Here is a 21009-nt window from a genome sequence, read left to right on the forward strand (position 1 = left end):
CGAAGCACTCGAGGCATGGAAAATCGCGGCCAATGTCGCTTGATGTGAGATCGGCACGCCAACCTGAAGACTGGCTGAGTTAATGTGACAACACCACGGCGACACATTGGAAATCCGGGGACAGCGCATCCGGTTGCATGGGATCGATGCTCCGGAAAGCCGGCAGCTTTGCGCCACGGCTGAGGGTCAGCGCTGGCGGTGCGGACAACAAGCGGCACTGTCTCTCGCCGACAGGATCGGCCATCGGCAGGTCAGCTGCACCGTGCGTGATATCGACCGCTATGGCCACTTCATTGCGGTCTGTCATCAAGACGGTACTGATCTGAACGGCTGGCTTGTGCGTGAAGGGTGGGCCGTCGCTTATCGCCGATACAGCCGCGACTATATCCGCGATGAGACCGAGGCCAGATCCGCACGGCGTAATATCTGGTCCGGACGCTTTGACATGCCGTGGGACTGGCGCCGCGCGCAACGTGGCGGATGACGACGGGCGGCTCGGTCACCTCGCGATCTTGCTGATCGCCGCAACTGCCATACGCATCATTAATGTTGCAATAGTATATTTTCGTATGTATGCTGGGCGAAGATTGTCAAGGGTCCTTGCCATGCGTTTCGAATTCAAAAACCTCCCTCTGGCGGCCTTTTTAGCTCTCGCCTTAACCGGCCCAACAGTTCCGACGCAAGCCCGCGCCCAAACCTATCAGGTCGATTGTGCCATCCTGCTGTGTTTGTCCGGTGGATGGCCAGCTTCCGTGCCATGCGCCCGCGCGCGGGCCGAGTTCATCCGGCGCATAACTCCATGGCCGGTGGAGCCGCCGCTTCAGATTTGGCGCTGCCCGATGGGTGCGTCTTACGATGGGCCTGCCAGGTCGCGGCCCACGGACCGGATCTTCGATGCCCTATATGGTGGTGCTGGGACCCCAGCAAACGCTTCAAGCCCGCTCTTCAACAACGCCTCTAGGGCGAGCGACATGCTTGGGCTTCATCGCGCCGAAACGAACAGGGGCAACCTCGTGCGGGCCGATTACACCCTCGATCTTGTGGAAGACCGCGCCGACATCGATATCAGCGGGCCGGAATTCAATTTTGTGCGCTCCATCCGCGTCTTCGATGTACGGTATGCGCGACAGCATGAGTCCGGCCGCGATGGGGATTGCAACCGAAGCGCTGTCGTGGTGCTTGGCACCTACGGCACACAGGGCGATTTTTCGTGGCAGACATCGTCACCCGCAGCGCTTCCTGCTGCACATGCCGGTCTCGAGCGATGGGGCCAGCACTGCCCGAGCATTTATCACAGATCCGTCTTTGTGGAGTGGCATGACTATAGCGGGAATTACGGCTTTGAGCAGGTCAATTACTGACTGTTGAGCCGCAGCAACGTCCCGCAGACCCTTGTACGAAATCAAACCTGCAACGCAGGCACACGCACACATTCGAGGGCTATAAAGGCCATATTCTTCCATGTCAGTCGTCGCGACAATTCAGCTGCGTGAGAGACAGGAAGTCGATTTCAGCTTTATCGGCATCGCAGAGATCCGGGTAAATCTTTGAGACGCGCTGTGGGCCATGCATGTCCCACCGGATTGCCAGAGCACCTGTGTTCCAGCGATAAACCCAGCCGACAATGGTTTCTTCATCGGCTGCAATCAAATTGGCGATCGCGACGCCTTCGACCTCAGTTTCGTTCACTGTTTACTGACTTCCTGCAATTTGGCGTTGCGGATAGCAGCTCAGATCCAAATCGTTTGCTGCAACCGTATGCCGGGCCTCGTTAAAATCGGTTGCTGTTCGTCCTCGCGGTAGCGAATTCACACCGGGAGAAGTCACCTCCCGTGTTCTCGATTGATGAAATCGCTTAAATCCTGTGGTCGGGCTCCGTGGCGGCTTCGACGATCGCCAAGACATCGAACGGGTCAAAGCCGATGGCGCGCGCCAGAACGACCAGTTCGACGACGTCGATCCGGCGCTCGCCGCTCTCAATGCGCGCCACGAGAGATTGATGGCACTTGAGCCTGTCCGCCAAGTCGTCCTGGCCCAAGCCTGCGCTTTTGCGCGCGTCGACCAACGCCTGGCAGAGTGCCACTTGTCCCTTGCTTCTGATTGTCTTTGCCACGCGTCACATACCTTTTGTGACGTCGCTAGCGGATGAAATCTGTTATCTAAAAAGTAGATATATGAGGGTGTTATCGGCGTCTGGTTTCCATGGGCTGCAAGTCTGATGCTCCCGAGGTTGCCCATCAATCCCCTACCAATTGCAGGAACCGGCCATATTCCTCGCTGACTTCGCGCGCTTCCTCGAACGCGCGGGCGCGTTCGCTGTCGAGGCAACGGAAGTAGCTCTGGATATCCTGAATGTAATCTTCGAAGTCGCCGCGGATGATACCCGCATAGTCCCGCGCGGCCTGCGAATCGCTTGGCAGGAAAGGACGGGCCGGGGCGAAGCAGGATTCCGCCAAAACCGGCCCAGGAACGCAGATCAGAAGGGCCATAGCTTGCAATGGGAGCAGGCATGTCAACCTTGGGTTTCTCAAACCTGTTATCTCCTTGATCGCGGACACTGGCCGTGACTAGTGTTTGCGTAACCAAACTACAGCTAAAGCACGATATTACATCTTGCGGTTGATAATATACTATCGTAACTCTGGGCTTCAAGTAGGAATGCCTGGGGTCGCGCCATTGGAGAAAGCGTGAGCCGGGCCATGAACTGGGACATCGAAGCACCAAATGTGGTTACGGAAGCCAGGTTCCGCGAACTCGTGGAAAGCGGCTATAGCGCAGAAATCCTGTGCCAGGAGTCGGCTCATAAGAAAGGCCCCAGCTATTACGGGGTCTGGATCATGCGCGTTGTCTCTGACGAGGGCGTGGAAAAGCTCCTCGTCACCGCCCGCACGCGGACGACCTACAACGATATCAAGATCCGCGAGTTCAAGACGATCTCCGGCGTGGTGTCATTCTTCATTGGCCTTGGCTTTGCGCATGTCGACCTGCCGCTTGAAGCGGGGACAAGCCGGAGCCACAAGCTCGCCCCATCAGACAAGGACGCTGGCAGCTAACCTCGTCTGTCTCTGGCTGGTCGCAGCACCTGCCTCAGCGCAAATGGTCCTGGTCATGGAGAGCGACGGCTCTCTGACCCCCTCCCGCTCTCAGAGCGGTTTTGCCCGGAACTACAATGACGGCATTGGTCAGGGATCGGCGTCCGATGGGATCGCGATCTTCGGCGAGGTAGAGGCCGAGCAAGAGGGCGTCCAAGTCGCGGCCCTTGCCCGCCCGACTCCCCTGCCCCGCGCCGATGTCCTCTCCGGGATTCAGACCACGGCCTTGCGCTATGCCGGCCATCCCGGCCTGCGTCGCGCGGGGCTTTCCGTGACGGATTGGCTGGCTCTCTATCGGGCCAATATCGAGGTTGAGAGCGCCTACCGGCAGGATGCGATTTCAAGTGCAGGTGCTATTGGCCTTGGTCAATTGATGCCTGCGACGGCGCGTGATCTGGGCGTCGACCCGCGTGATCCGCTGCAGAACCTTGACGGCTCCGCCCGCTACCTCGCGATGATGCTGGAGACGTTCGGCGATCCGCACCTGGCGCTGGCTGCCTACAACGCCGGACCCGATGCGGTCCGCCAGTATGGCGGCGTCCCCCCCTACCGAGAAACCCAGAACCACGTGGCCCGCGTCATGGCCGTCGTGGCCCGATTGGAAGGATCAAATTCATGAAACAGATTTCAAACCTCTTTGTCGCCTCGCTGGCGCTATTCCTGCTGATTGCCGAACCCGCCCTCGCCCAGAGCATTGATCTCTCCCCGATCCAGAGCCTGTTACAGGGCATCGTCGATGCGCTGACCGGCCCACTTGGCGTTGTCATCGCGACGCTTGCCGTTCTGGGGGTCTTTCTCAGCTGGTTCTTCAACATCATCGATCTGCGCCAGGCGCTCTGGGTCCTCGTGGGCATCGCCGGTGTTGCCGCCGCCCCCACCATCGTTGCCGCGGTCTTTGCCGGTGGCTGAGCGCGCGCCTCTCTTTCTCGGCCTCGTGCGCCCGCCGAAGCTTCTGGGCCTGCCCATCATGTACGCGATGGTCTGGCTCTTCGGTTCGGTGCTCATGTTCGTCTGGGTCCAGCATATCGCGGTGCTGGGTTTCGCCGCCCTACTCTATCCGGTGCTTTGGAAGGCCGCAGATTGGGACCCGCGTTTCATCGACGTGATAATGACGGCGCTGCAGGAGACACCGCCCACGCGCAACAGGTCAATCCATGGCGGGGACAGCTATGCCCCGTGATGACGCCCGCGATGCTGCGCTCGATGCCCGCACAATGACGCCAGACTGGTATGCGCGCGAGACCCGCCTCGCGCATATGCTGCCCTATGTGAGCCTCGTCGACGACCAGACCGTGCGGACCCGGGTGAACGAACTCTTCCGCTGCATCCGGCTCGAGGGGATCAACAGCTACACGACGGACGATGCCTATCTCGACAAGGTGACGGCGCTTTTTGCCCGCATCGTCGCGCAGCTCGGCCCGGAATTCAGCTATTACGTCCACAAGGTCTCCAAGGCCATCAAACCTGATCTCGACCCCATCCGTGAGGACAGCTTCGCGGGCGAGGTGGACCGGCGCTGGCGCGCGAAACTCGAGACCAGCGGGCTCCGCGACAAAACACTGACGCTCACCGTCATTCACCGCCCGCCTCCGAAAAGCCTCCTGCCGTTCCTGAGCCGCAGCGCGCCGGACCGACTGAAGGAGGAGACCCGCAAACGCCTGCAGCGCCTCGGTGAGGCCGTGAACGTCTTCCTCTCGGGGCTTACCGAGCTCAAGCCACGCCTGCTGTCAGCCGGATCGGGAGAGTTGGTGGGATTTTTGGGCGCACTGAACACGGGGCAAGAGCTGCCGCTCTACCCGGCCAACACATACGGCTTTTTGTCCTTCAACGTCGCCAATACCCGCGTGACGTTCCACGGAGACCATTTCGAGCTCTCGGAAGGTGTGGTGGGCCATCGCTACGGCAAGAGTTTCACCATCGGGGAATACTCGGAAGGCACCTCCTGCACCATGTTCGACATGCTGAACCTGCCGGTCGACATGATCGTCACGCATTCCTTCACGCCGATCAATTCGAACCTAATGGCAGGCCGCATCAAGCGGCAAAAGCGGCAGATGCAGGCCAGCCAGGACGCGGCCCTCTCGCTCCTGGAAGCCCTCGACATCGCCGCCGATGATCTCGAGGCCAAGCGCCAAAGCTTCGGCGAGCATCACATGGTCGTGACGCTCTTTTGCGACACGCTCGAAGAGCTGCAGACCCTCAGCGCGGAGATCGTGAACGCCGCCGCAACCGAAGGCGTGAAGATGATCGGCGAGCGGGTCGCCGCAAAGGCGCATTACCTCAGCCAGCATCCCGGCAACCAGCCAAAGCGCGTCCGCGCGAGCGCCGTCACCAATCGCAACTTCGCGGATTTCGCGGCCTTCCACCGAACGCAGCTCGGCAAACCTGCAGCACTTACCCCATGGGGCCGGGTCGTCACATATTTGCCCACGCCGGAGCAGAGCGCCTACCGGTTTTCCTATCACGAGCAGGGCAGCCCGGACAAAGAACCGACAAGCGGCCATACCCTGATCATGGGGCGGCCCGGGTCGGGCAAATCGGTGCTGTCGGCCTTCCTGATGACCCAGGCCCGTCGCGCAGGCGCACGGATCTTCGTCTTTGATTACCGTCTTGGTATGGAGATGGCGGTCCGAGCCAATGGCGGGCGCTACGCCTCCCTGAACGCCGGCCAGCCCACGGGCCTCAATCCACTTTGGACGGAGACCGACAACCGCGGCACGGCCTGGCTATCGGATTGGCTCGCCACCCTGCTCCACCGCGACGACAAGCCCCTGACGCCCGCGCAGACCAACCGCATCCAGGAAGTCGTGCGCCAGAATGCCCAGGCCACCAACCCGGCCCTGCGGAACTGGCGGGATTTCGCATCGCTTTTTGTGTCTACGGATGACGGCGGCGATCTGCACCAGCGCCTGCTCGAATGGACCGAAGAGGGCCGCTACGGCTGGATCTTCGGGCAGAGCCTCGAGGACACCTTCTCGCTCAAAGGCGATGTGGTGGGCTTCGATCTGACCGGCATTCTCGACAGCGAGGCCGACAAGGAGCGGATGGCGGTTCTCTCCTATCTTTTCCGCCGGGTCGAACGCGAGATCGAGGATCGCCGTCCCACCATCATTGTTATTGATGAAGCCTGGAAGGCGCTGGACAATGCGTATTTCGCCGAGAGGCTGTCGAACTGGCTGGTGACCGCGCGCAAGCAAAACACCGTCGCGGTGATGATGACGCAATACGCGAGCCAGCTCGAGCGCACCCGGACCGGCAAGACCATCATCGAGGCGGTGCCGACGCAGATCCTGCTGCCCAATATCCGCGCGCAGCCTGCGGATTACGCCATGCTGAACCTCACGGAGAAGGAGCTCGACGTCCTTCTCAACACGGGCAGCAACAGCCGCCTCGCACTGATCCGCGACGATCAGGGCTCGATCGTCGTCGATGCCGACCTCAGTGCTCTCGGGCCCAATCTCACCATCCTCGGCGGCATGGAGAAAGGCGAGGCGCTCGTCGGCGCCGATTACCGCGACCGCCCAGATTTTTGGAGGTTTTCATGATCCGTATTCTTATCGCTTTGGCTGCACTCGGCGCGCTGGCCTCCTGCACCCAGTACCGGGAGCCGCAGGCGAACTGCTTCACATTTCTTGCGTCCACGGCACCCGTTGCGCCTGATTGTGACTTCACGCCGCTTGGCACCCCGGAGGGCGACATTGAAGTCTAGCCTGCCTCATATCCTCGCGTTTTGCCTGCTGCCTGGTCTCGCCTTGTCTCAAGGTGTGCCGACCAATGACAGCGGGCTGACCGCGCGCGATATCATCGAGACCGGCGACCGCGAGGCAGACTTGGCTGTTCAGGCCGACAAGCTTGCAGTGCGCGAACTCATCGCCGAGATCGAACGGGAGCAGCTGGAAACCCTCCGACGCATCCTCGATGCCCAGACCAGCTTCGGCGGTCAGGGCCTGACCGCCATGGTCTCGGGGCTGGAAAGCGGCAGCGGCGATCCCGACCGCGCCGTGGAAGCCGTCTATGGCACGGGCGAGATCGATCCCAATCCCGGCGGTGAACAGATGTTTGGGGATGCGTCTGAGACCATCGAGCAGCTCATCATCCGCGTGGCTCAGGAGACCAGTGGCTTTGCGGGTGTTGGCCGCGCGGGTCTTTCCCCCGTCCAATGGCGCGCGCTGCTGCAAGCGCTGATCTGGCAGGAGAGCCGGTTTACGATTGGGGCACGGTCTCCCGTCGGCGCCTATGGTCTCACCCAGATCATGCCGGGCACGGCCAGCGATCTGGGCATCAACCCGGAATATTACGACAGCCCCTACCTTCAGGTGCATGGCGGCGCGCGCTATCTCGCGACCCAGCTCAATACCTTCGACGGCAATATCATCAATGCTCTCGCGGCCTATAACGCCGGACCCGGCCGGGTCTTCGAGTATGGCGGCGTCCCACCCTTCCGCGAGACCCAGCACTACGTCCAGGTTATCCCTGAACGCTACAATCTCTATCTGACCCGTATCGGCGGGATCGAAGCGCTTGGCACGATCGACCCCGCGCTTCTCGCCAATGCCAACCTCTCGCTCACGGGTCATGGGGCGGCCTTTTATGGCAGCAACTCACCCGCCGCGATCCGCCAAGCCGCCCTGCGCATTTCCGACATCGTCGAACGGATTTCCGAGACTGAAGACGTGCAGGAAAGCATCGCACTCAACACCTATGCCCGCGCCGAACTCGTGCGCCTCGTCGCTGCACGCATCCGGCTTCAGGCGGCACGCACCCGCGTCCTTTCTGCCGAGGAGCTGGCCCAGGCCAGCGCTCACATGGCCGAAGGCGCGTTCATGGATTTTACGATCAGGGAGATTGAATGATGGGACATCTGCTCTTGAGGACAGCTTTGGCCACGACACTTGGGATCGGTCTGCATCTTGGCGCCCTATCCCCTGCCCTCGCGCAAGGCGTGCCCGTCGTCGACACCCAGAACATCGCGCAAAACATCCAGCAGCTGCGGCAGATGATCGAGGACGAGATTCTGCAAAACGAGCAGCTGACGCAGCTCCGCGAACAGCTTGCCACGCTCACGGACCAACTCGCGGAGCTGCAAAGAACCTACGAGGCCCTCACCCGCCTCGCCGAGCTGCCAGAAATCATTCGCACCGAGATGGAAGACGAACTCAATGGCCTGCTCGACCAGGAGTTCGGGGACATCCTCGCCACGATTGAGGCGATCAAGACTGGGGATTTTTCCGGCCTGTCCGGTTCTGGCGCAGGCGAGATCGAAACCCAGATGGATCGGGTGCTGGCCGACCTCGGCTTTGACGATGACACGCTCTCGGAAATGGCCACGAGCGGCAATCCCGGGGCCAACCGCGTGGCCACGCAAGCCACGACCGGGGCACTGGTCTCGGCTGCGGCCCAGAACAGCTATGAGGATGCCGGGCAATCGCTCGAACGGGTCGACCGTCTCGTGGGGCTGATCGATGACATGGATGAACTGAAGGAAAGCATTGATCTCAACACCCGCGTCACGGCGGAACTCGCTATCGCACTTGTTGCCATGTGGCAGCTCGAAGCCGTGCAAACTGTAGGCGACGGCACCGGCGGCGTGATCGATGCGGCCACCATCGCCGAAGAGCAGCGCTTCATGGATTTCACCCTGCCCGAGTTGCGTGCGGATTAAGGCGTTTCGAAATTGATCCCCAAGAACAAATATCGGTTTTCGCGTTCGAGCGCAGCGAGAGGCAGCGAAGAACCGATTCAACTCATTTCGAAACGCCGAGCGGGGGCATGAATGGTGGCGACTGAACAAGAAATCATCGAAGAAGAACTGGTCTACGGTGCCCTGCGCCGCGAACGGCTCTGGCAACGCCTTGGCGTGATGGGACTTGTCTTCGGTATCATCGGCTGTCTGAGTGCCGCGGCTGTCTCGATCCTCGATGTCGATCCGCCCCCCGTCGTTGTCCCCTATGATCCCGCCACCGGCTTTGCACTCCCCGAAGCCTCGGTGGGCGCCTCCTCGGTGACCGCCAACCAGGCGATCATCGAGGCGGAGGTGTTCCGCTATGTGGCCGACCGGGAGGTCTATAACCAGCTCGACAACGATCTGCGCATCCGCAGCGTCCTGCGCCGCTCGGACGGAGCTGCCGAGAGCGGGCTGCGCCAGATCTGGAACAGCGCCAACGAGAATTACCCGCCGACGGTCTATGGCCCCAATGCTCGGCTCGACGTGGAAATCCTCAGCATCAACCGGATCGGAACCAACCGCGCGACGGTCCGCCTGCGCAAGCGCCTGACGTCCATTAACGGCACCCAGACCGGCCTCTTCACTGCGACGCTTCTCTTCGAGTTCCGCCCGGAGACCCGCCGCTCCATTGACGAGGTCTGGACCAATCCATTCGGCTTCACCGTCCTCGAATATTCCATCCGCTCCGACAGATTGGAGAACTAGTTTGATCAATAGGTTCTTTGTTGCTGCCATATTTGTTTTGCTGCCCGGCCTTGCCTTTGCCGAAGCGATCCCGCGCGGTGGTCCAAATGACAGTCGTGTGCGGCTGGCCACCTACCAGGAAGGCCAGGTCTACCGCCTCAGCGTGTCGCTCACCCATGTGACCACCATCGAGTTCGGCGAGGGTGAAAGCATCCGCTCGATTATCGCGGGCGACACGGAAGGGTTTGAGATCGATGGCGTCCCCGGTGGTCAGGCATTTGCAATCAAACCCGTCGCGCGCGGCGTACATACCAATGTGACGGTCTACACGAACAGGCGCAGCTACTATTTCAACGTCGAGGAGGTCCGCAGCCCAACCTTCTACGTGGTGCAGTTCCGCTATCCAGAGGACGCTGCGCGCCCGGCCCGGGCCATCGCGGCCCAAGCACCAAACTACAATTACGGTGCCAGCGCGCGGACCGAGTTCACGCCAACCCGCATCTGGGATGACGGGACGTTCACGTATTTCGCGTTTCCGCGGAACGCACCTGTGCCAGCGATCTTCCGCTACGCGGGCGGCCGCGAGCGCACGGTCAACACGCAAACCCCTGAAGACGGCGTGATCCGCGTCAGCGGCGTAAACCGCCAATGGGTTCTGCGACTTGGCGAAGAGGTGGTCTGCATCGAGGCGATCCCGCCCGCGGAGGCCGCCTCATGAGCGATACCGAGAATACCGAGCTGGAAAAGCGCCTCGCCGTCTTGGAAAAAGGCAGTGCCCGCGCCCCCATAGCGGCGCAGCGCCGGTCGCCCCTTCTCGCGCTGGTCGTGGTCCTCGTCATCGGCGCAGGTGGTGCCCTGCTTTATCTCCTCTCACAGCCCGACGAAGAGGAAGCCTTGCCGACGGCCACCCCAGACGTTTTCCAAAACGAGGGGGACGGCTTTGGCGCCATCGAGACCTTGCCCCCGCCCGAGCCCGAGGTTGTGTTCGTCGGACCAGACCCCGTTGAGCCCAATGCCGAGCTTCTGGCGCAGATCACCGCCCTGCAGGCCCAGATCGAGGAGTTGCGCAACGCCCCTGAACCGGTCGTCGAGGAAGACACCGCCGCCGCAGAGGCGATCGACGCGCTGACCGCTCAGATTGCGGCGCTGCAAGCCGCCTCGGAAGCAGCACAGCAACGATTTCAGGACGAACTGACGGCGCGGGATCGAAGTCTTGAACAACTCCGTATGGATCTGGAACTGGCCCAACTCGAGGCCAGCCGGCCCCAACCCGCCCCAGCGGGCCCCACGGAGGATGAGCTGCGCGCACGCGAGCAAGAGCGACTGCGCCGCGAGGAAGAAGCCCGGCGCATGGCCGAGCTGGAGCGCCGGGCCGCGGAGGAACGCGCCTTCCAGGAGCGGCGCATCGCCTCGCCCACCATCGCGTTTGGCGGTGCCTCAGGAGCGAATGAAACGGCTCTGACCGAACGCACCTTCGGCGAGGTGACGGATTTCGTGCTGAACGGTGCGTTACCCTCCACCGTGACGCAGGCCGAGGTGATCGCCAATCCCTCCAACACCATCATCCAGGGCACCATGATCCAGGCCGTCATGGAAACTGCCCTTGACAGCTCCCTGCTCGGCCAGACCCGTGCCGTGGTGTCCGAGGATGTCTACAGCGTCGATGGCGTGCGCCTCTTGATCCCCCGAGGATCGCGTCTCATCGGGCGCTACCGCGCTGGCGTCGATATCGCGCAGCGCCGCGTCACGATCGCCTGGGACCGGATCATCCTGCCCGACAACCAGACCGTCCAGATCAGCTCCTTCGGAGGTGATGAACTGGGCCGCTCCGGTGTCACCGGATTCGTGGACACACGCTTCGCGGAGCGTTTTGGGTCCGCAGCCCTGATCTCGCTGATTTCCGCCGCACCAAGTGCCGCCGCATCCGAGGTCCAGGACGAGACTGCCGCCGACGTTCTCGAAGACGTGAGCGATGATCTGGCAGATGCGACGGACAGCGTCATCGGCGACTATCTCTCAATCGGCCCCGTCATCTATGTCGACCAGGGCGCCCGCGTCACGGTCATGGTCGACCGCGATCTGGAGATATTCTGAGCCCATGTCGCTGAGCTATCTCGAAACCTCGCTCGACCGGATCGACGCCGCCGCCCGCGACGATGTCATCGAGATCTGCATCAACCCTGATGGCACCTGCTGGGGCGAATTCCAGGGCGATCACTTCATGCGCGCGCTGGACCAGAGGCTGACGGGCGTTCAGGTCAGGGACCTCGGCAACCAGATCGCCTCCTCTGCCAACACCACGATGAGCAAGGACCGCCCCATCGTCTCGGTCTCGATCACCTACAAGGGTCGCCCGATCCGGGCACAGGTCATCACCCCGCCCGCCGTGCTCTCGGCCATGTCGATCAGCCTGCGGTTCTTCTCAAGCCTGCCACTCGAGGGCATTGCGCTCGATTTTCTCTATGGCAAAGAACGCAAGCTCGAAGACCTGCGCGTCGAAAAAAAGCGCGCCTTGCGCGCAGTGGTGGCCGCGGGTTTGATCGATGATGCGCTCGCCTTCTGCGTCGAGAACAAACTCAACATGATCGTCTCGGGCGGCACCTCCACCGGCAAGACCGTGGCCGCGCGCAAGATCCTCTCTCACATACCGGCCGAGGAACGCATCGTCACCATCGAAGAAGCGGCCGAGCTTCTGCCGATCCAGCCCAATGCCGTGACCCTCATCGCCAATCGCGACGCAGAGTTCCAGACCGCCGATGTGCTGCTCACCGCCACGCTGCGCATGCGCCCCGACCGGATCATCCTGGGCGAGGTGCGCGGCAAGGAGGCCATGACCTTTCTGGAAGCCATCAACACCGGACACGGCGGGTCCATGACCACGCTGCATGCCGAAACCCCGCAATTGGCCGTGCAGCGGCTCGCGATCGCGGCGCTCAAAACCGAAATCCCGATGACCTATGCCGACATGATCCAGTACATCGAGAACTCCATCGACGTGATCATCCAGGCCGGCCGCCATGACGGCAAACGCGGCATCACCGAATTCTACCTGCCCGGAGCAATTGAGATTGGAACTTCCCCATGAAGACCTTTGAATACAATATCCTGTCCTTTCCCATGACCCGCAAAACCGGCCTTGCCGACATGCAGACCTGCCTGAACGAGAAGGGCGCAGACGGCTGGGAGGTGGTGTCGATCAGCTCCTCGGAATTCGCCAATGTCGGGCACACCGTCTTCCTGAAGCGTGAGACCACACCCGCTGGAGTCACGACATGAGGCGGGCGCGTTGCCTCGCCTTGGCCGCGCTGGCCCTAAGCTTGACGCCGACCCTCGCCGTTGCCGAGCGCAACCTAGTGCCAACCCTCGATCGCAGCTTTGACGTCTGTCCGGATCGGCCCGCCGAGCCCGTCTGGATGCAGGAGATCCCCCTGCGCCAAGCCTATCAGCGGGTTCTGGTTCAGGACATCTATCGCGCCCAGAATCTCGAGCGGGTCGTCGAGATCGGCGACTGCGACTGCGCGACTCGGTTCCCGTCCTGGGACGCGGCCGAGGCGGTGTTTCGGGAGAGCTACGCGAACAACGAACGATGGGAACTGCTGCAAGCCTCGGACGCCTACAACCGCCGCGCCAACGCCGCCCGTCCGGAAGCCCAGGCCATCTGCGACGCCGCGGGCAACTGGTAAGGCAGCCCCGCGATGAGCGTCGTCACCTATTTCGTTGAAACCTCCCAAGCCTATCTCGACACCGCTGCCGAAACCCAGTTTGGTGCGGTTGCGGCAACGGTCGGCACGCTCCTGGTTTTGGGGACAACGCTGGTGGTGATCCTCGTCGGCATCAACATGATCTATCAATATCGGGCTATGGATGGGCACACAGCCTTCTGGCTCGCGGTCAAGATCGGGCTCATCGGGATATTCGCGACCAATTGGATGCAGTTCAACGCCTTCTCGTCTGCCATTCTCTATGGGATCGACAGTATCGCGGGCGCGCTCGTGGCCTCCGTCGGCGGCGGCAGCCCGGGGCCTTCTGGAACTTTCGCTGAAGAATTCGACCGGCTGATCGCCGAGCTCGGCGATTACCTGAATGCCGCCGGGTCCGAGCTGAACTGGATGGCTGGCGCCATGCTCGACATCGTCGGTGTGCTTCTGCTCTCGATCCTCGGCGGACTGGCCGCCTTCATCCTCGTGGCCTCCCGACTGATGATCGCGCTTCTGATCGGGATCGCCCCGGTGATGATTTTCCTGACCCTCTTCGAGGTTACCAAGGACTATTTCGCGCGCTGGCTGTCCGCGCTGATTTCCTTTGCACTATACCCCATTGTCGTCGCAGGCGTGTTCGCAACGATCACAGGCGTTTCCTCCGCGCTCATCGGTGAACTAGGCGATCCCGAAGGGGCCTCAAACATCGGCGCGCTCATTCCCTTCTTCATGATGGTGCTCATGGCCAAGGGCTTCATTATCGCCACGCCCTTCATCGTCCGCGCGATCTCCGGCAACATCATGATGCCCGCCCTCTCCGGAGGTCTCGGCGGAGGCTACAGCTTTGCCCGGGCCGCCATGGGAAGCCAGCAGGCCTACAATCGCTACCTCATCGGCGGGGCCAGTGGCGCAGAATACGCAGCCCTCAGGGCGCGGCAGTTCTTCGGGGTGCAGCAGATGCCTGTCAGGCAAGGGATGGGGCAGACGGGTCAAGCAAGTGGCTCAGTGTCATCGGGAGCCGGGTCTCAAATGCTGGCGCAACTCGCCCGGCTAGCAAGGTTGGGAAAGAGATGACTGCGCACAATTGGAATGCAGCAACCGAAGAAAAATCTGCACCTAACAACATGCTGGTTTTTATTCGCGAAGAAGACCATTTCTTTAGATTTCGCGAAAATACTCGGTCCCGTTCGAGATTGACTTTCTGCAGAATTCATATCGCCCCAAAAGCATGTGCAATCCAACAAGCCCTGTGTGAATGCCTAGCCAACTTCCAATAGACCACTACCAATCAAATCAAGAATTGCCTCTTTGATCAGTTCTGTCGCTTCACTCACATCATCAAGCGTCGTGTACTTCCCAAGACTAAAGCGCACCGATGATGATGCACGCTCGTCATCGAGTCCGATGGCGCGAAGCACATGGGAAGGCTCCGGTATCCCGCTTGTGCAGGCGGAGCCCGTCGAGGCAGCAATTTTGGGCTGCAGACGGCTGAGAAGATCGGCGGCCGATACTCCTTCAAAGCCAACACTGAGATTCCCAGGATGCTTGCGCTCCGTGTCAAGCGGCCCATTCACCCAAATGCGGCAGGGAAGGTTTTGTAGCTGCTTAAGGAATGAATCACGTAGGTCGGCCAGTTGCTCTCGGCGATGATAGCCTTCCTCTGACGCGGCGATACGTGCCGCGGCGCCAAAGCCGACGCAAAGTGCAGCCGGAAGCGTGCCCGACCGCAAGCCGTTTTGCTGGCCGCCGCCAAGGATTGTCGGCTGCATCAAAGGTTGAAGGTCTCGCCGAGCAAAAAGCGCGCCGATGCCGGAAGGGCCATACATCTTGTGACTCGACAAACTGACAAGATCGGCATGATCAGCAATCCGCGACACATCCATCGCACTTGGCGCTTGAGCCGCATCGCAATGAAAGTACGCACCGGAAGCGCCTGCGATGCGAGAGATTCTCTCAATATCCTGAATCGTGCCAATTTCATTATTGGCACCCATCACAGATACAAGAAATACATCGTCACTAATTGAATTCTCTAGGGCATCAAGATCAAGTGCGCCCTGTGTATCCACAGGCAAATGCTCAATAGAGAAACCATATTCCGCTGAAAGTGCCCGCCCAATTTCCAGGACGCACTTATGCTCAATGGAGCTCAGGAGAACCCGCCGCCGCTTGCTCGCTAAACCTTCTCGGGCTAAGCCGAGCAGAGCGAGGTTGTTAGCCTCCGTTGCCCCGGATGTGAAGATGATCTCGTCCGGATCAGCGCCTATAAGCCTCGCGATCTCCGAAGCAGCACGTTGAACAGCTTGAGACGCGCGCCAACCAACGGCATGATCACTCGAATGTGGGTTGCCGAAGCGGCCTTCAAAATATGGCGTCATCTCGGCAAATACGGTCGAGTCGAGCGGACAGGTCGCTTGATGGTCGAGATATATCACACCGTCAATTTTCATAAACTTACCAGCACCTTATCGCGATCATATTCTGAGATCCCGCTCTGACGGCAGGTCAGAGACTTTCTGGGGGATATCCCCAGGAACAAGTTTGACCCTACCATATCTTGTGGGTTAGTGTCGAGCTGGATCAATCTTCCAGGACGAGACTCTATGCCACGAGGACCTATCTACAACGACGACTACAGACCACAATTTTCGGGCCACGAGACCTTCCCACTCCGCTACGGGTGGCTGAAGAAGGCATACGATGCGGTCTATGAACGCGAAGATGGTTCCGACGGTAAGCTCGCCTTCACGCGTGATGACTCCATAGCGCGGTTCGGCGTCGGCAAGAACATGGTCTCATCGATGCGCCATTGGGCAACGTCGTCCGGTATTATCGAAGATGGAGAGGGCGCCAATGCGCTTGTAACGACAAGTCTCGGCCGACAGCTATTCGGAATAAGCGGACTTGATCGATACATAGAACATCCTGCTACGCTTTGGCTAATTCATTGGAATCTTGCGGGCCGCCCTGAAAAAACAACTTGGTTTTGGAGTTTTAACAATTTTCCCGGCGTTACGTTTGAGCGCGAACAACTCGTTCGTGCATTGGAGAAGGTGGCCAAGGATCGTGAATGGCCGCGCGTTTCTGCTACGACCATACGCCGTGATGTCGAGTGCTTCCTGCGAACCTACGTGGCGAAAGCTGCGTCCGGGGCGGCATCGCCTGAAGACTCTTTGGAGTCTCCGCTTGCGGAGCTCGGTCTCATTAAAGCAGTTGGTCGCCGCGACGGCTTTAGGTTCGTGCGAGGGCCAAAGTCATCTTTGGGGAATGGGGTCTTCCTCTATGCTTTGATTGATTTCTGGAAAAACTACTCGTCTGCACAAACTCTCTCTTTCGAAGCTGTGGCGCACGAGCCGGGCTCGCCGGGGCGCGTATTCTTGCTTGATGAAAATGACGTTGCTGATCGGCTTCTGGCGCTTGAGGACTTTACGAAAGGCTCGTTCAGATGGTCGGAAACAGCAGGCCTCAAGCAGGTCATCCGTGATGTTGCATTGGATATGGAGGCAGCGCTCATTTACGCGATGTGTGATTACAAGAAAAAAACTATCGAGAGTAGAGAGGCGGCCTAGTCATGCTTTCCGAAACCGTGAACATTGGACGCCGATTCCAAAGATCGATCAAAATTGATAGCGATTACAATGACCTCAACGCTCTTGAGGGATTTGTCTGCCCAAAATCGTCAGTCGATGTTCTTCAGGCGGTGGCGCACCATGTCTTCGATACAGGGCATGGAGCGTTTACTTGGACGGGCCCTTACGGCAGCGGAAAGTCGAGTCTTGTCGTAGCGATGAGCGCATTGCTTGGAGGCGAAGATGAGTTTCGCTCGAAGGCCGAGGCGGCCATCGGTCGCAATGCGGCAGATGCAATTCTCGAAGCTCTCCCCCCGAAATCGAAAGGCTGGCAGGTTTTGCCGGTTGTAGGCAAGCGTGCGAGCGCGGTGGACATCATTGGGCGCGCCATTGAAGAGGCCGGGCTGGGTGACTGTCCTGAAACGGGAAAATGGACGGATGATGCTGTCGTGGCCACGCTTAAGGCTTCTGCAGCAAAGGCACCGCGCAGCCATGGCGGTGTTGTCCTTTTTATCGATGAGATGGGTAAGTTTCTAGAAGCCGCCGCTCAAGATGGCACCGATGTCTACATCTTTCAGCTCCTCGCAGAAGCTGCCTCACGTAGTAAAGGACGCTTTATCGTCATCGGTATTCTGCATCAGGCTTTCGAGGACTATGCCAACCGGCTGTCGCGAGAAATGCGCGACGAGTGGTCGAAGATTCAAGGACGCTTTATCGATCTCGCCGTGAATGCGGCAGGAGAAGAGCAAATCGAGCTCATCTCTCGTGCAATTGAGAACGGGCGCGCGCTAACAAAACCTGGTTCACTCTCGGTGACGGTTGCCGACGAGATTAAGCGTCAACGACCGGCAGCGTCACGGCACCTCTCCGAAACGCTTGAGGGATGCTGGCCGCTTCATCCCGTTGTGGCCTGTCTTCTTGGTCCGATCTCCCGGCGGCGCTTCGGCCAAAACCAGCGCAGTATCTTCGGCTTCCTCAATTCAGCAGAGCCGCACGGTTTTCAGGATTTCATCCGTCACAATGACGCGGGCGTCTTATATGAGCCGGACCGGTTATGGGATTACCTTCGGGTTAATCTAGAGCCTTCTATTCTCGCGTCTCCGGACGGTCATCGCTGGGCAATGGCTGCCGAGGCGGTAGAGCGCTGTGAAGCTTTGGGGGGAAGTGAGTTTCACATTCGCCTCTTAAAGACAATCGCGCTGATTGACCTCTTCAAAGAACGTTCAGGGCTCACGCCCACTGACAGCTTGCTATCCGCCTGTCTGCCGGAGGCATCGAAAAAGACGGTGAAGGATGCACTCGGGCAGCTTAAGAAGTGGTCTCTTGTGATCTTCCGGAAGTTCGCCGACGCCTACGCAATTTATGCTGGCAGCGATTTCGACATTGATCGCGCAATCGAGGATGCGCTTCAGCGCGTTCGAGAGGTTGATTTCGCGGCGCTCAAAAAGCTGGCAGGACTTCAGCCCATTCTTGCCAAGCGGCACTACCATGATACTGGCGCCCTACGCTGGTTTGATGTCGAAGTGGCACCTTTGAATGGCCTGATCGAACGCGCCGCAGCTTACGTACCCAAGTCAGGCACAATTGGTGCCTTCCTTCTTGCGATCCCCACGGTAGGTGAAAGCCAAGAAATCGCCGAGAAGCTGTGCCGTGAGGCGGCGCGTGAATCCAAGGACTGGGATGTTGTCGCGGGCCTGTCGCAGCGCGCATGGGTAATCGTCGATCTCGCAAGAGAGCTTATCGCGCTCAGTGAAGTACAAGAAGAGCATCCTGACCTCGCTGGCGATACCGTTGCGCAGCGCGAAGTGCAGGCGAGAAGAACGGCTCTTCAAGGTCAGCTCGAAGAAGAACTTAGGACAGCCTTTGACCATGCGACCTGGTACCTGAAGAACCACAAGCCGCAGAAATGGGATCAGGCCGAAATCAACAATGCCGCCTCTGATTTGGCCGCCAAGCGCTTCCCGCTCTCGCCAAAGATCAACAATGAGCTCCTTAACCGCATCAAGCCATCGAGTAACGCCGTAGCCGCCCAGAATGCGCTATTGCGCGCGATGGTCGGCCGAGAAGGTGATGAGCGCCTTGGCATAGAGGGGTATCCTGCTGAAGGCGGCCTATTTGCTTCCATCCTAGAAGCGACCGGATTGTACGGAAAGGTAAGTGGCGCCTGGCAGTTCCGCGCGCCGTCGAAAAAAAGCGATCCGAGCAATCTTAATCCGCTTTGGGAAGCCGCCTCGGAGCACCTGAGAGAGGCAAAGGACAGAACGGTTACCGTATCTGAGCTCTACGATCTCTGGGGTAAGCCACCCTTCGGCCTAAAAGAAGGGCTGAAGCCAGTTATGGTCGTGGCCTTTATCCTCACACAAAGAGAGAACGTCGCCCTGTATCGCGAGGGTATCTTCCAAGCGCGGTTTAAGGATATCGATGTTGAAATCCTCGCCAAAGATTCTGGTGAGATACAGCTCCGCTGGATGGACCTTTCCGATCTATCTCGTAGGTTGCTATCGAGCATGGCTGAAGTCGTGCGCGATCTCGATGCCTCAAACAGTCTGGCACACCTTGCGCCTATCGACGTCGCCCGCGGCCTCATTGCCATATTCGACAAGCTGCACCCGTGGACAAAGCGGACCATGCAGTTGTCCTCTAACGCAACGCGGGTGCGCGATCTGTTCAAGCACGCAAACGATCCGAACAAGTTCTTGTTCGACGACATTCCTACCGCATTCGGCGGGCGCGGCGCACTCGACGAGGAAAACGATCTCCAGAGTATCGTTAAGGATGTACGCGAAGGGCTAGAAGAGCTTGTCGCCTCATACCCGTCGATGCTGCGACGTCTGCATGATCTCATGCTGGCCGAGCTTCAGGTGCCTAACGCCTCACCGCAGGCTCTCGGAGAGCTGCGCGCACGGGCAGAGAACATCCGTGAGATCGGCGGCGACTTCCGTCTGAATGCCTTTATCGGAAGGCTTTCTCAGTTTGAAGGGACAGAACAAGACCTAGAAGGCATTGCAAGTTTGGCAGCAAATAAGCCGCCGCGTGACTGGACCGATCCCGACCTCGATCGCGCTTCCGTCGAGCTTGCAGACTTTTCGCAGAGATTTATTCGGGCGGAGAACTTCGCGCGGGTAAAAGGCCGGACCGACAAGCGAAGCTCAATGGCGGTTGTCGTTGGTCTCAACGGCCGACCCGCTCCCATGCACGCCGAGTTTGAAGTGTCAGAAGCCGAGCGCAAGAAGGTCGAAGACATAATCAAAAGACTTGAAGATGTCATCGATGTCGAGGCCCCGAAGAACCGCCATCTGCTTCTTGCAGCACTCGCGGAGTTGAGTTCCCGCTACATGAGTGACGAAAAAATTGATGGCAACAAAATGGAAGTGGAACGAGTAGTATAATGAGTGATGCCGAAGCAAAGCATGTTTTGGGCTTATCGGGTGGCAAGGACAGCGCTGCTCTCGCAGTCTATATGCGCCAGCACCACCCAGAGCTTGATATCGATTATTTCTTTACCGATACGGGCAAAGAACTCCCAGAAGTCTACGAATTCCTTGGGCGACTCGAAGGGTTTCTTGGGAAGTCAATTTTGAGACTAAATCCTGACAGAGACTTCGACTTCTGGCTCAAACAGTACAATAACTTCCTGCCATCACCGCAAACGCGTTGGTGCACGAGGCAACTAAAGCTTAGACCATTCGAGCAATGGCTCAAGCCGATGCTGGAACAAGGACAAAAGGTCTACAGCTACGTCGCCATTCGCGGGGACGAGGAGTACCGGGAAGGTTATAGTTCCAAGCATAAAAATCTAAAGATCGTTCTGCCATTCAAAGACGATGGCATTGATAAGCCAGGTGTTCATGAAATCCTTGAATCATCAGGCTTAGGTCTACCCAAATACTATGATTGGCGCTCGCGTAGCGGCTGCACGTTTTGCTTTTACCAGCAGAAGATCGAGTGGGTCCGCTTGAAAGAGCAGCATCCAGAAGCCTTCGAGGAAGCAAAGACCTATGAGAAAAACGCCGTGGAGAATGACTCACCCTTCACTTGGAGCCAAGGGGAGTCACTTGATGAGCTGACAGAGCCTGAACGCGTAAGGCAGATTAAAGAAGACTACGAGAAGCGGCTTGAACGGGCGAAAGCAAAAAGGCAGCAGAACCCCCTTCGCGATGAACCGGATAGTCTCGACATTGATGAACTATACGGTCAGGCGAAGGGCTGTCTTGCCTGCCATAAATAATTGATTTTAGATA

Annotated in this window: 24 protein-coding genes; 20 read left to right on the forward strand and 4 right to left on the reverse strand. The window is 59.2% G+C overall.

The features are described 5' to 3' along the window. Nucleotides 1–106: 106 nt before the first annotated feature. Nucleotides 107–484 carry a thermonuclease family protein gene (locus BW975_RS16730; RefSeq protein ID WP_083687172.1) on the forward strand — a complete coding sequence of 126 codons (378 nt, stop codon included), beginning with the start codon at nucleotides 107–109 and terminating at the stop codon, nucleotides 482–484. Nucleotides 485–605: 121 nt separating this feature from the next. Beyond that, entirely contained in the window at nucleotides 606–1361 is a 756-nt protein-coding gene (locus BW975_RS16735) for a hypothetical protein (protein ID WP_092746279.1), read from the forward strand. 103 nt (nucleotides 1362–1464) lie between these two features. On the opposite strand, the gene BW975_RS16740 is transcribed toward BW975_RS16735, so the two are convergent. The 3 genes from BW975_RS16740 to BW975_RS16750 form a co-directional block, all read right to left on the reverse strand. Beyond that, nucleotides 1465–1689: a hypothetical protein gene (locus BW975_RS16740; protein ID WP_076535505.1), complete on the reverse strand. Its 225-nt coding sequence runs from the start codon at nucleotides 1687–1689 to the stop codon at nucleotides 1465–1467. Between the two features lie 166 nt (nucleotides 1690–1855). Next, nucleotides 1856–2113 (reverse strand): helix-turn-helix domain-containing protein, encoded by a 258-nt coding sequence (locus BW975_RS16745; protein ID WP_076535506.1) that lies wholly within the window; start codon nucleotides 2111–2113, stop codon nucleotides 1856–1858. Nucleotides 2114–2237: 124 nt separating this feature from the next. Beyond that, nucleotides 2238–2489 carry a hypothetical protein gene (locus tag BW975_RS16750; RefSeq protein ID WP_076535507.1) on the reverse strand — a complete coding sequence of 84 codons (252 nt, stop codon included), beginning with the start codon at nucleotides 2487–2489 and terminating at the stop codon, nucleotides 2238–2240. Nucleotides 2490–2699: 210 nt separating this feature from the next. Here BW975_RS16750 and BW975_RS16755 point away from each other — a divergent pair, with 210 nt between their 5' ends. The 15 genes from BW975_RS16755 (at nucleotide 2700) to BW975_RS16820 (ending at nucleotide 14273) form a co-directional block, all read left to right on the forward strand. After that, nucleotides 2700–3053 carry a hypothetical protein gene (locus tag BW975_RS16755; protein WP_076535508.1) on the forward strand — a complete coding sequence of 118 codons (354 nt, stop codon included), beginning with the start codon at nucleotides 2700–2702 and terminating at the stop codon, nucleotides 3051–3053. A gap of 43 nt (nucleotides 3054–3096) precedes the next feature. Continuing rightward, nucleotides 3097–3711 carry a lytic transglycosylase domain-containing protein gene (locus tag BW975_RS16760; protein ID WP_076535509.1) on the forward strand — a complete coding sequence of 205 codons (615 nt, stop codon included), beginning with the start codon at nucleotides 3097–3099 and terminating at the stop codon, nucleotides 3709–3711. Then, nucleotides 3708–4001, forward strand: coding sequence for a TrbC/VirB2 family protein (locus BW975_RS16765; protein ID WP_009503803.1), 294 nt, complete (start codon nucleotides 3708–3710; stop codon nucleotides 3999–4001). Before BW975_RS16760 ends, BW975_RS16765 begins: the two co-directional genes overlap by 4 nt. Beyond that, nucleotides 3994–4272: a VirB3 family type IV secretion system protein gene (locus tag BW975_RS16770; protein ID WP_076535546.1), complete on the forward strand. Its 279-nt coding sequence runs from the start codon at nucleotides 3994–3996 to the stop codon at nucleotides 4270–4272. Before BW975_RS16765 ends, BW975_RS16770 begins: the two co-directional genes overlap by 8 nt. Continuing rightward, nucleotides 4262–6637 carry a VirB4 family type IV secretion/conjugal transfer ATPase gene (locus BW975_RS16775; protein WP_076535510.1) on the forward strand — a complete coding sequence of 792 codons (2376 nt, stop codon included), beginning with the start codon at nucleotides 4262–4264 and terminating at the stop codon, nucleotides 6635–6637. Before BW975_RS16770 ends, BW975_RS16775 begins: the two co-directional genes overlap by 11 nt. Next, on the forward strand, nucleotides 6634–6801 hold the full coding sequence (locus BW975_RS18130) for a hypothetical protein (protein WP_170846621.1): 168 nt from the start codon (nucleotides 6634–6636) through the stop codon (nucleotides 6799–6801). The genes BW975_RS16775 and BW975_RS18130 overlap by 4 nt, the downstream gene beginning before the upstream one ends. After that, nucleotides 6791–7945, forward strand: a complete 1155-nt coding sequence (locus BW975_RS16780) for a lytic transglycosylase domain-containing protein (protein ID WP_170846622.1) — start codon at nucleotides 6791–6793, stop codon at nucleotides 7943–7945. Before BW975_RS18130 ends, BW975_RS16780 begins: the two co-directional genes overlap by 11 nt. Beyond that, the gene (locus BW975_RS16785; protein ID WP_076535547.1) at nucleotides 7945–8754 is read left to right on the forward strand and encodes a type IV secretion system protein; all 810 of its coding nucleotides are present in this window, start codon (nucleotides 7945–7947) and stop codon (nucleotides 8752–8754) included. Before BW975_RS16780 ends, BW975_RS16785 begins: the two co-directional genes overlap by 1 nt. A 111-nt stretch (nucleotides 8755–8865) precedes the next feature. Then, on the forward strand, nucleotides 8866–9522 hold the full coding sequence (locus BW975_RS16790) for a VirB8 family type IV secretion system protein (protein ID WP_076535512.1): 657 nt from the start codon (nucleotides 8866–8868) through the stop codon (nucleotides 9520–9522). Between the two features lies 1 nt (nucleotide 9523). Continuing rightward, nucleotides 9524–10219 carry a TrbG/VirB9 family P-type conjugative transfer protein gene (locus BW975_RS16795; RefSeq protein WP_076535513.1) on the forward strand — a complete coding sequence of 232 codons (696 nt, stop codon included), beginning with the start codon at nucleotides 9524–9526 and terminating at the stop codon, nucleotides 10217–10219. Further along, complete coding sequence (locus BW975_RS16800; RefSeq protein ID WP_076535514.1) at nucleotides 10216–11595, forward strand: TraB/TrbI/VirB10 family type IV secretion system protein; 1380 nt, start codon at nucleotides 10216–10218, stop codon at nucleotides 11593–11595. Before BW975_RS16795 ends, BW975_RS16800 begins: the two co-directional genes overlap by 4 nt. A gap of 4 nt (nucleotides 11596–11599) precedes the next feature. Further along, the gene (locus tag BW975_RS16805; protein WP_076535515.1) at nucleotides 11600–12586 is read left to right on the forward strand and encodes an ATPase, T2SS/T4P/T4SS family; all 987 of its coding nucleotides are present in this window, start codon (nucleotides 11600–11602) and stop codon (nucleotides 12584–12586) included. After that, nucleotides 12583–12777, forward strand: a complete 195-nt coding sequence (locus tag BW975_RS16810; protein ID WP_076535516.1) for a DUF4177 domain-containing protein — start codon at nucleotides 12583–12585, stop codon at nucleotides 12775–12777. Before BW975_RS16805 ends, BW975_RS16810 begins: the two co-directional genes overlap by 4 nt. Further along, entirely contained in the window at nucleotides 12774–13184 is a 411-nt protein-coding gene (locus BW975_RS16815; RefSeq protein ID WP_076535517.1) for a hypothetical protein, read from the forward strand. The genes BW975_RS16810 and BW975_RS16815 overlap by 4 nt, the downstream gene beginning before the upstream one ends. A gap of 12 nt (nucleotides 13185–13196) precedes the next feature. Beyond that, a complete protein-coding gene (locus tag BW975_RS16820; protein WP_076535518.1) occupies nucleotides 13197–14273 on the forward strand; it encodes a TrbL/VirB6 family protein in 1077 nt (358 codons plus the stop codon). Between the two features lie 185 nt (nucleotides 14274–14458). Here the strand turns inward: BW975_RS16820 and BW975_RS16825 are convergent, their stop codons facing one another. Then, nucleotides 14459–15649 carry a cysteine desulfurase family protein gene (locus tag BW975_RS16825; RefSeq protein WP_076535519.1) on the reverse strand — a complete coding sequence of 397 codons (1191 nt, stop codon included), beginning with the start codon at nucleotides 15647–15649 and terminating at the stop codon, nucleotides 14459–14461. Between the two features lie 153 nt (nucleotides 15650–15802). On the opposite strand from BW975_RS16825, the gene BW975_RS16830 reads away from it, so the two are divergent. The 3 genes from BW975_RS16830 to BW975_RS16840 are packed head-to-tail and all read left to right on the forward strand — an operon-like array spanning nucleotide 15803 to nucleotide 20996. Continuing rightward, nucleotides 15803–16768, forward strand: a complete 966-nt coding sequence (locus BW975_RS16830; RefSeq protein WP_076535520.1) for a DUF4007 family protein — start codon at nucleotides 15803–15805, stop codon at nucleotides 16766–16768. A 2-nt stretch (nucleotides 16769–16770) separates the two neighbouring features. Next, the gene (locus BW975_RS16835) at nucleotides 16771–20157 is read left to right on the forward strand and encodes an ATP-binding protein (RefSeq protein ID WP_076535521.1); all 3387 of its coding nucleotides are present in this window, start codon (nucleotides 16771–16773) and stop codon (nucleotides 20155–20157) included. Further along, the gene (locus BW975_RS16840) at nucleotides 20157–20996 is read left to right on the forward strand and encodes a phosphoadenosine phosphosulfate reductase domain-containing protein (protein ID WP_076535522.1); all 840 of its coding nucleotides are present in this window, start codon (nucleotides 20157–20159) and stop codon (nucleotides 20994–20996) included. The genes BW975_RS16835 and BW975_RS16840 overlap by 1 nt, the downstream gene beginning before the upstream one ends. Nucleotides 20997–21009: the final 13 nt, after the last annotated feature.

Origin of the sequence: Roseovarius nanhaiticus (assembly GCF_900156535.1) — a bacterium.
Classification (GTDB): domain Bacteria; phylum Pseudomonadota; class Alphaproteobacteria; order Rhodobacterales; family Rhodobacteraceae; genus Roseovarius; species Roseovarius nanhaiticus.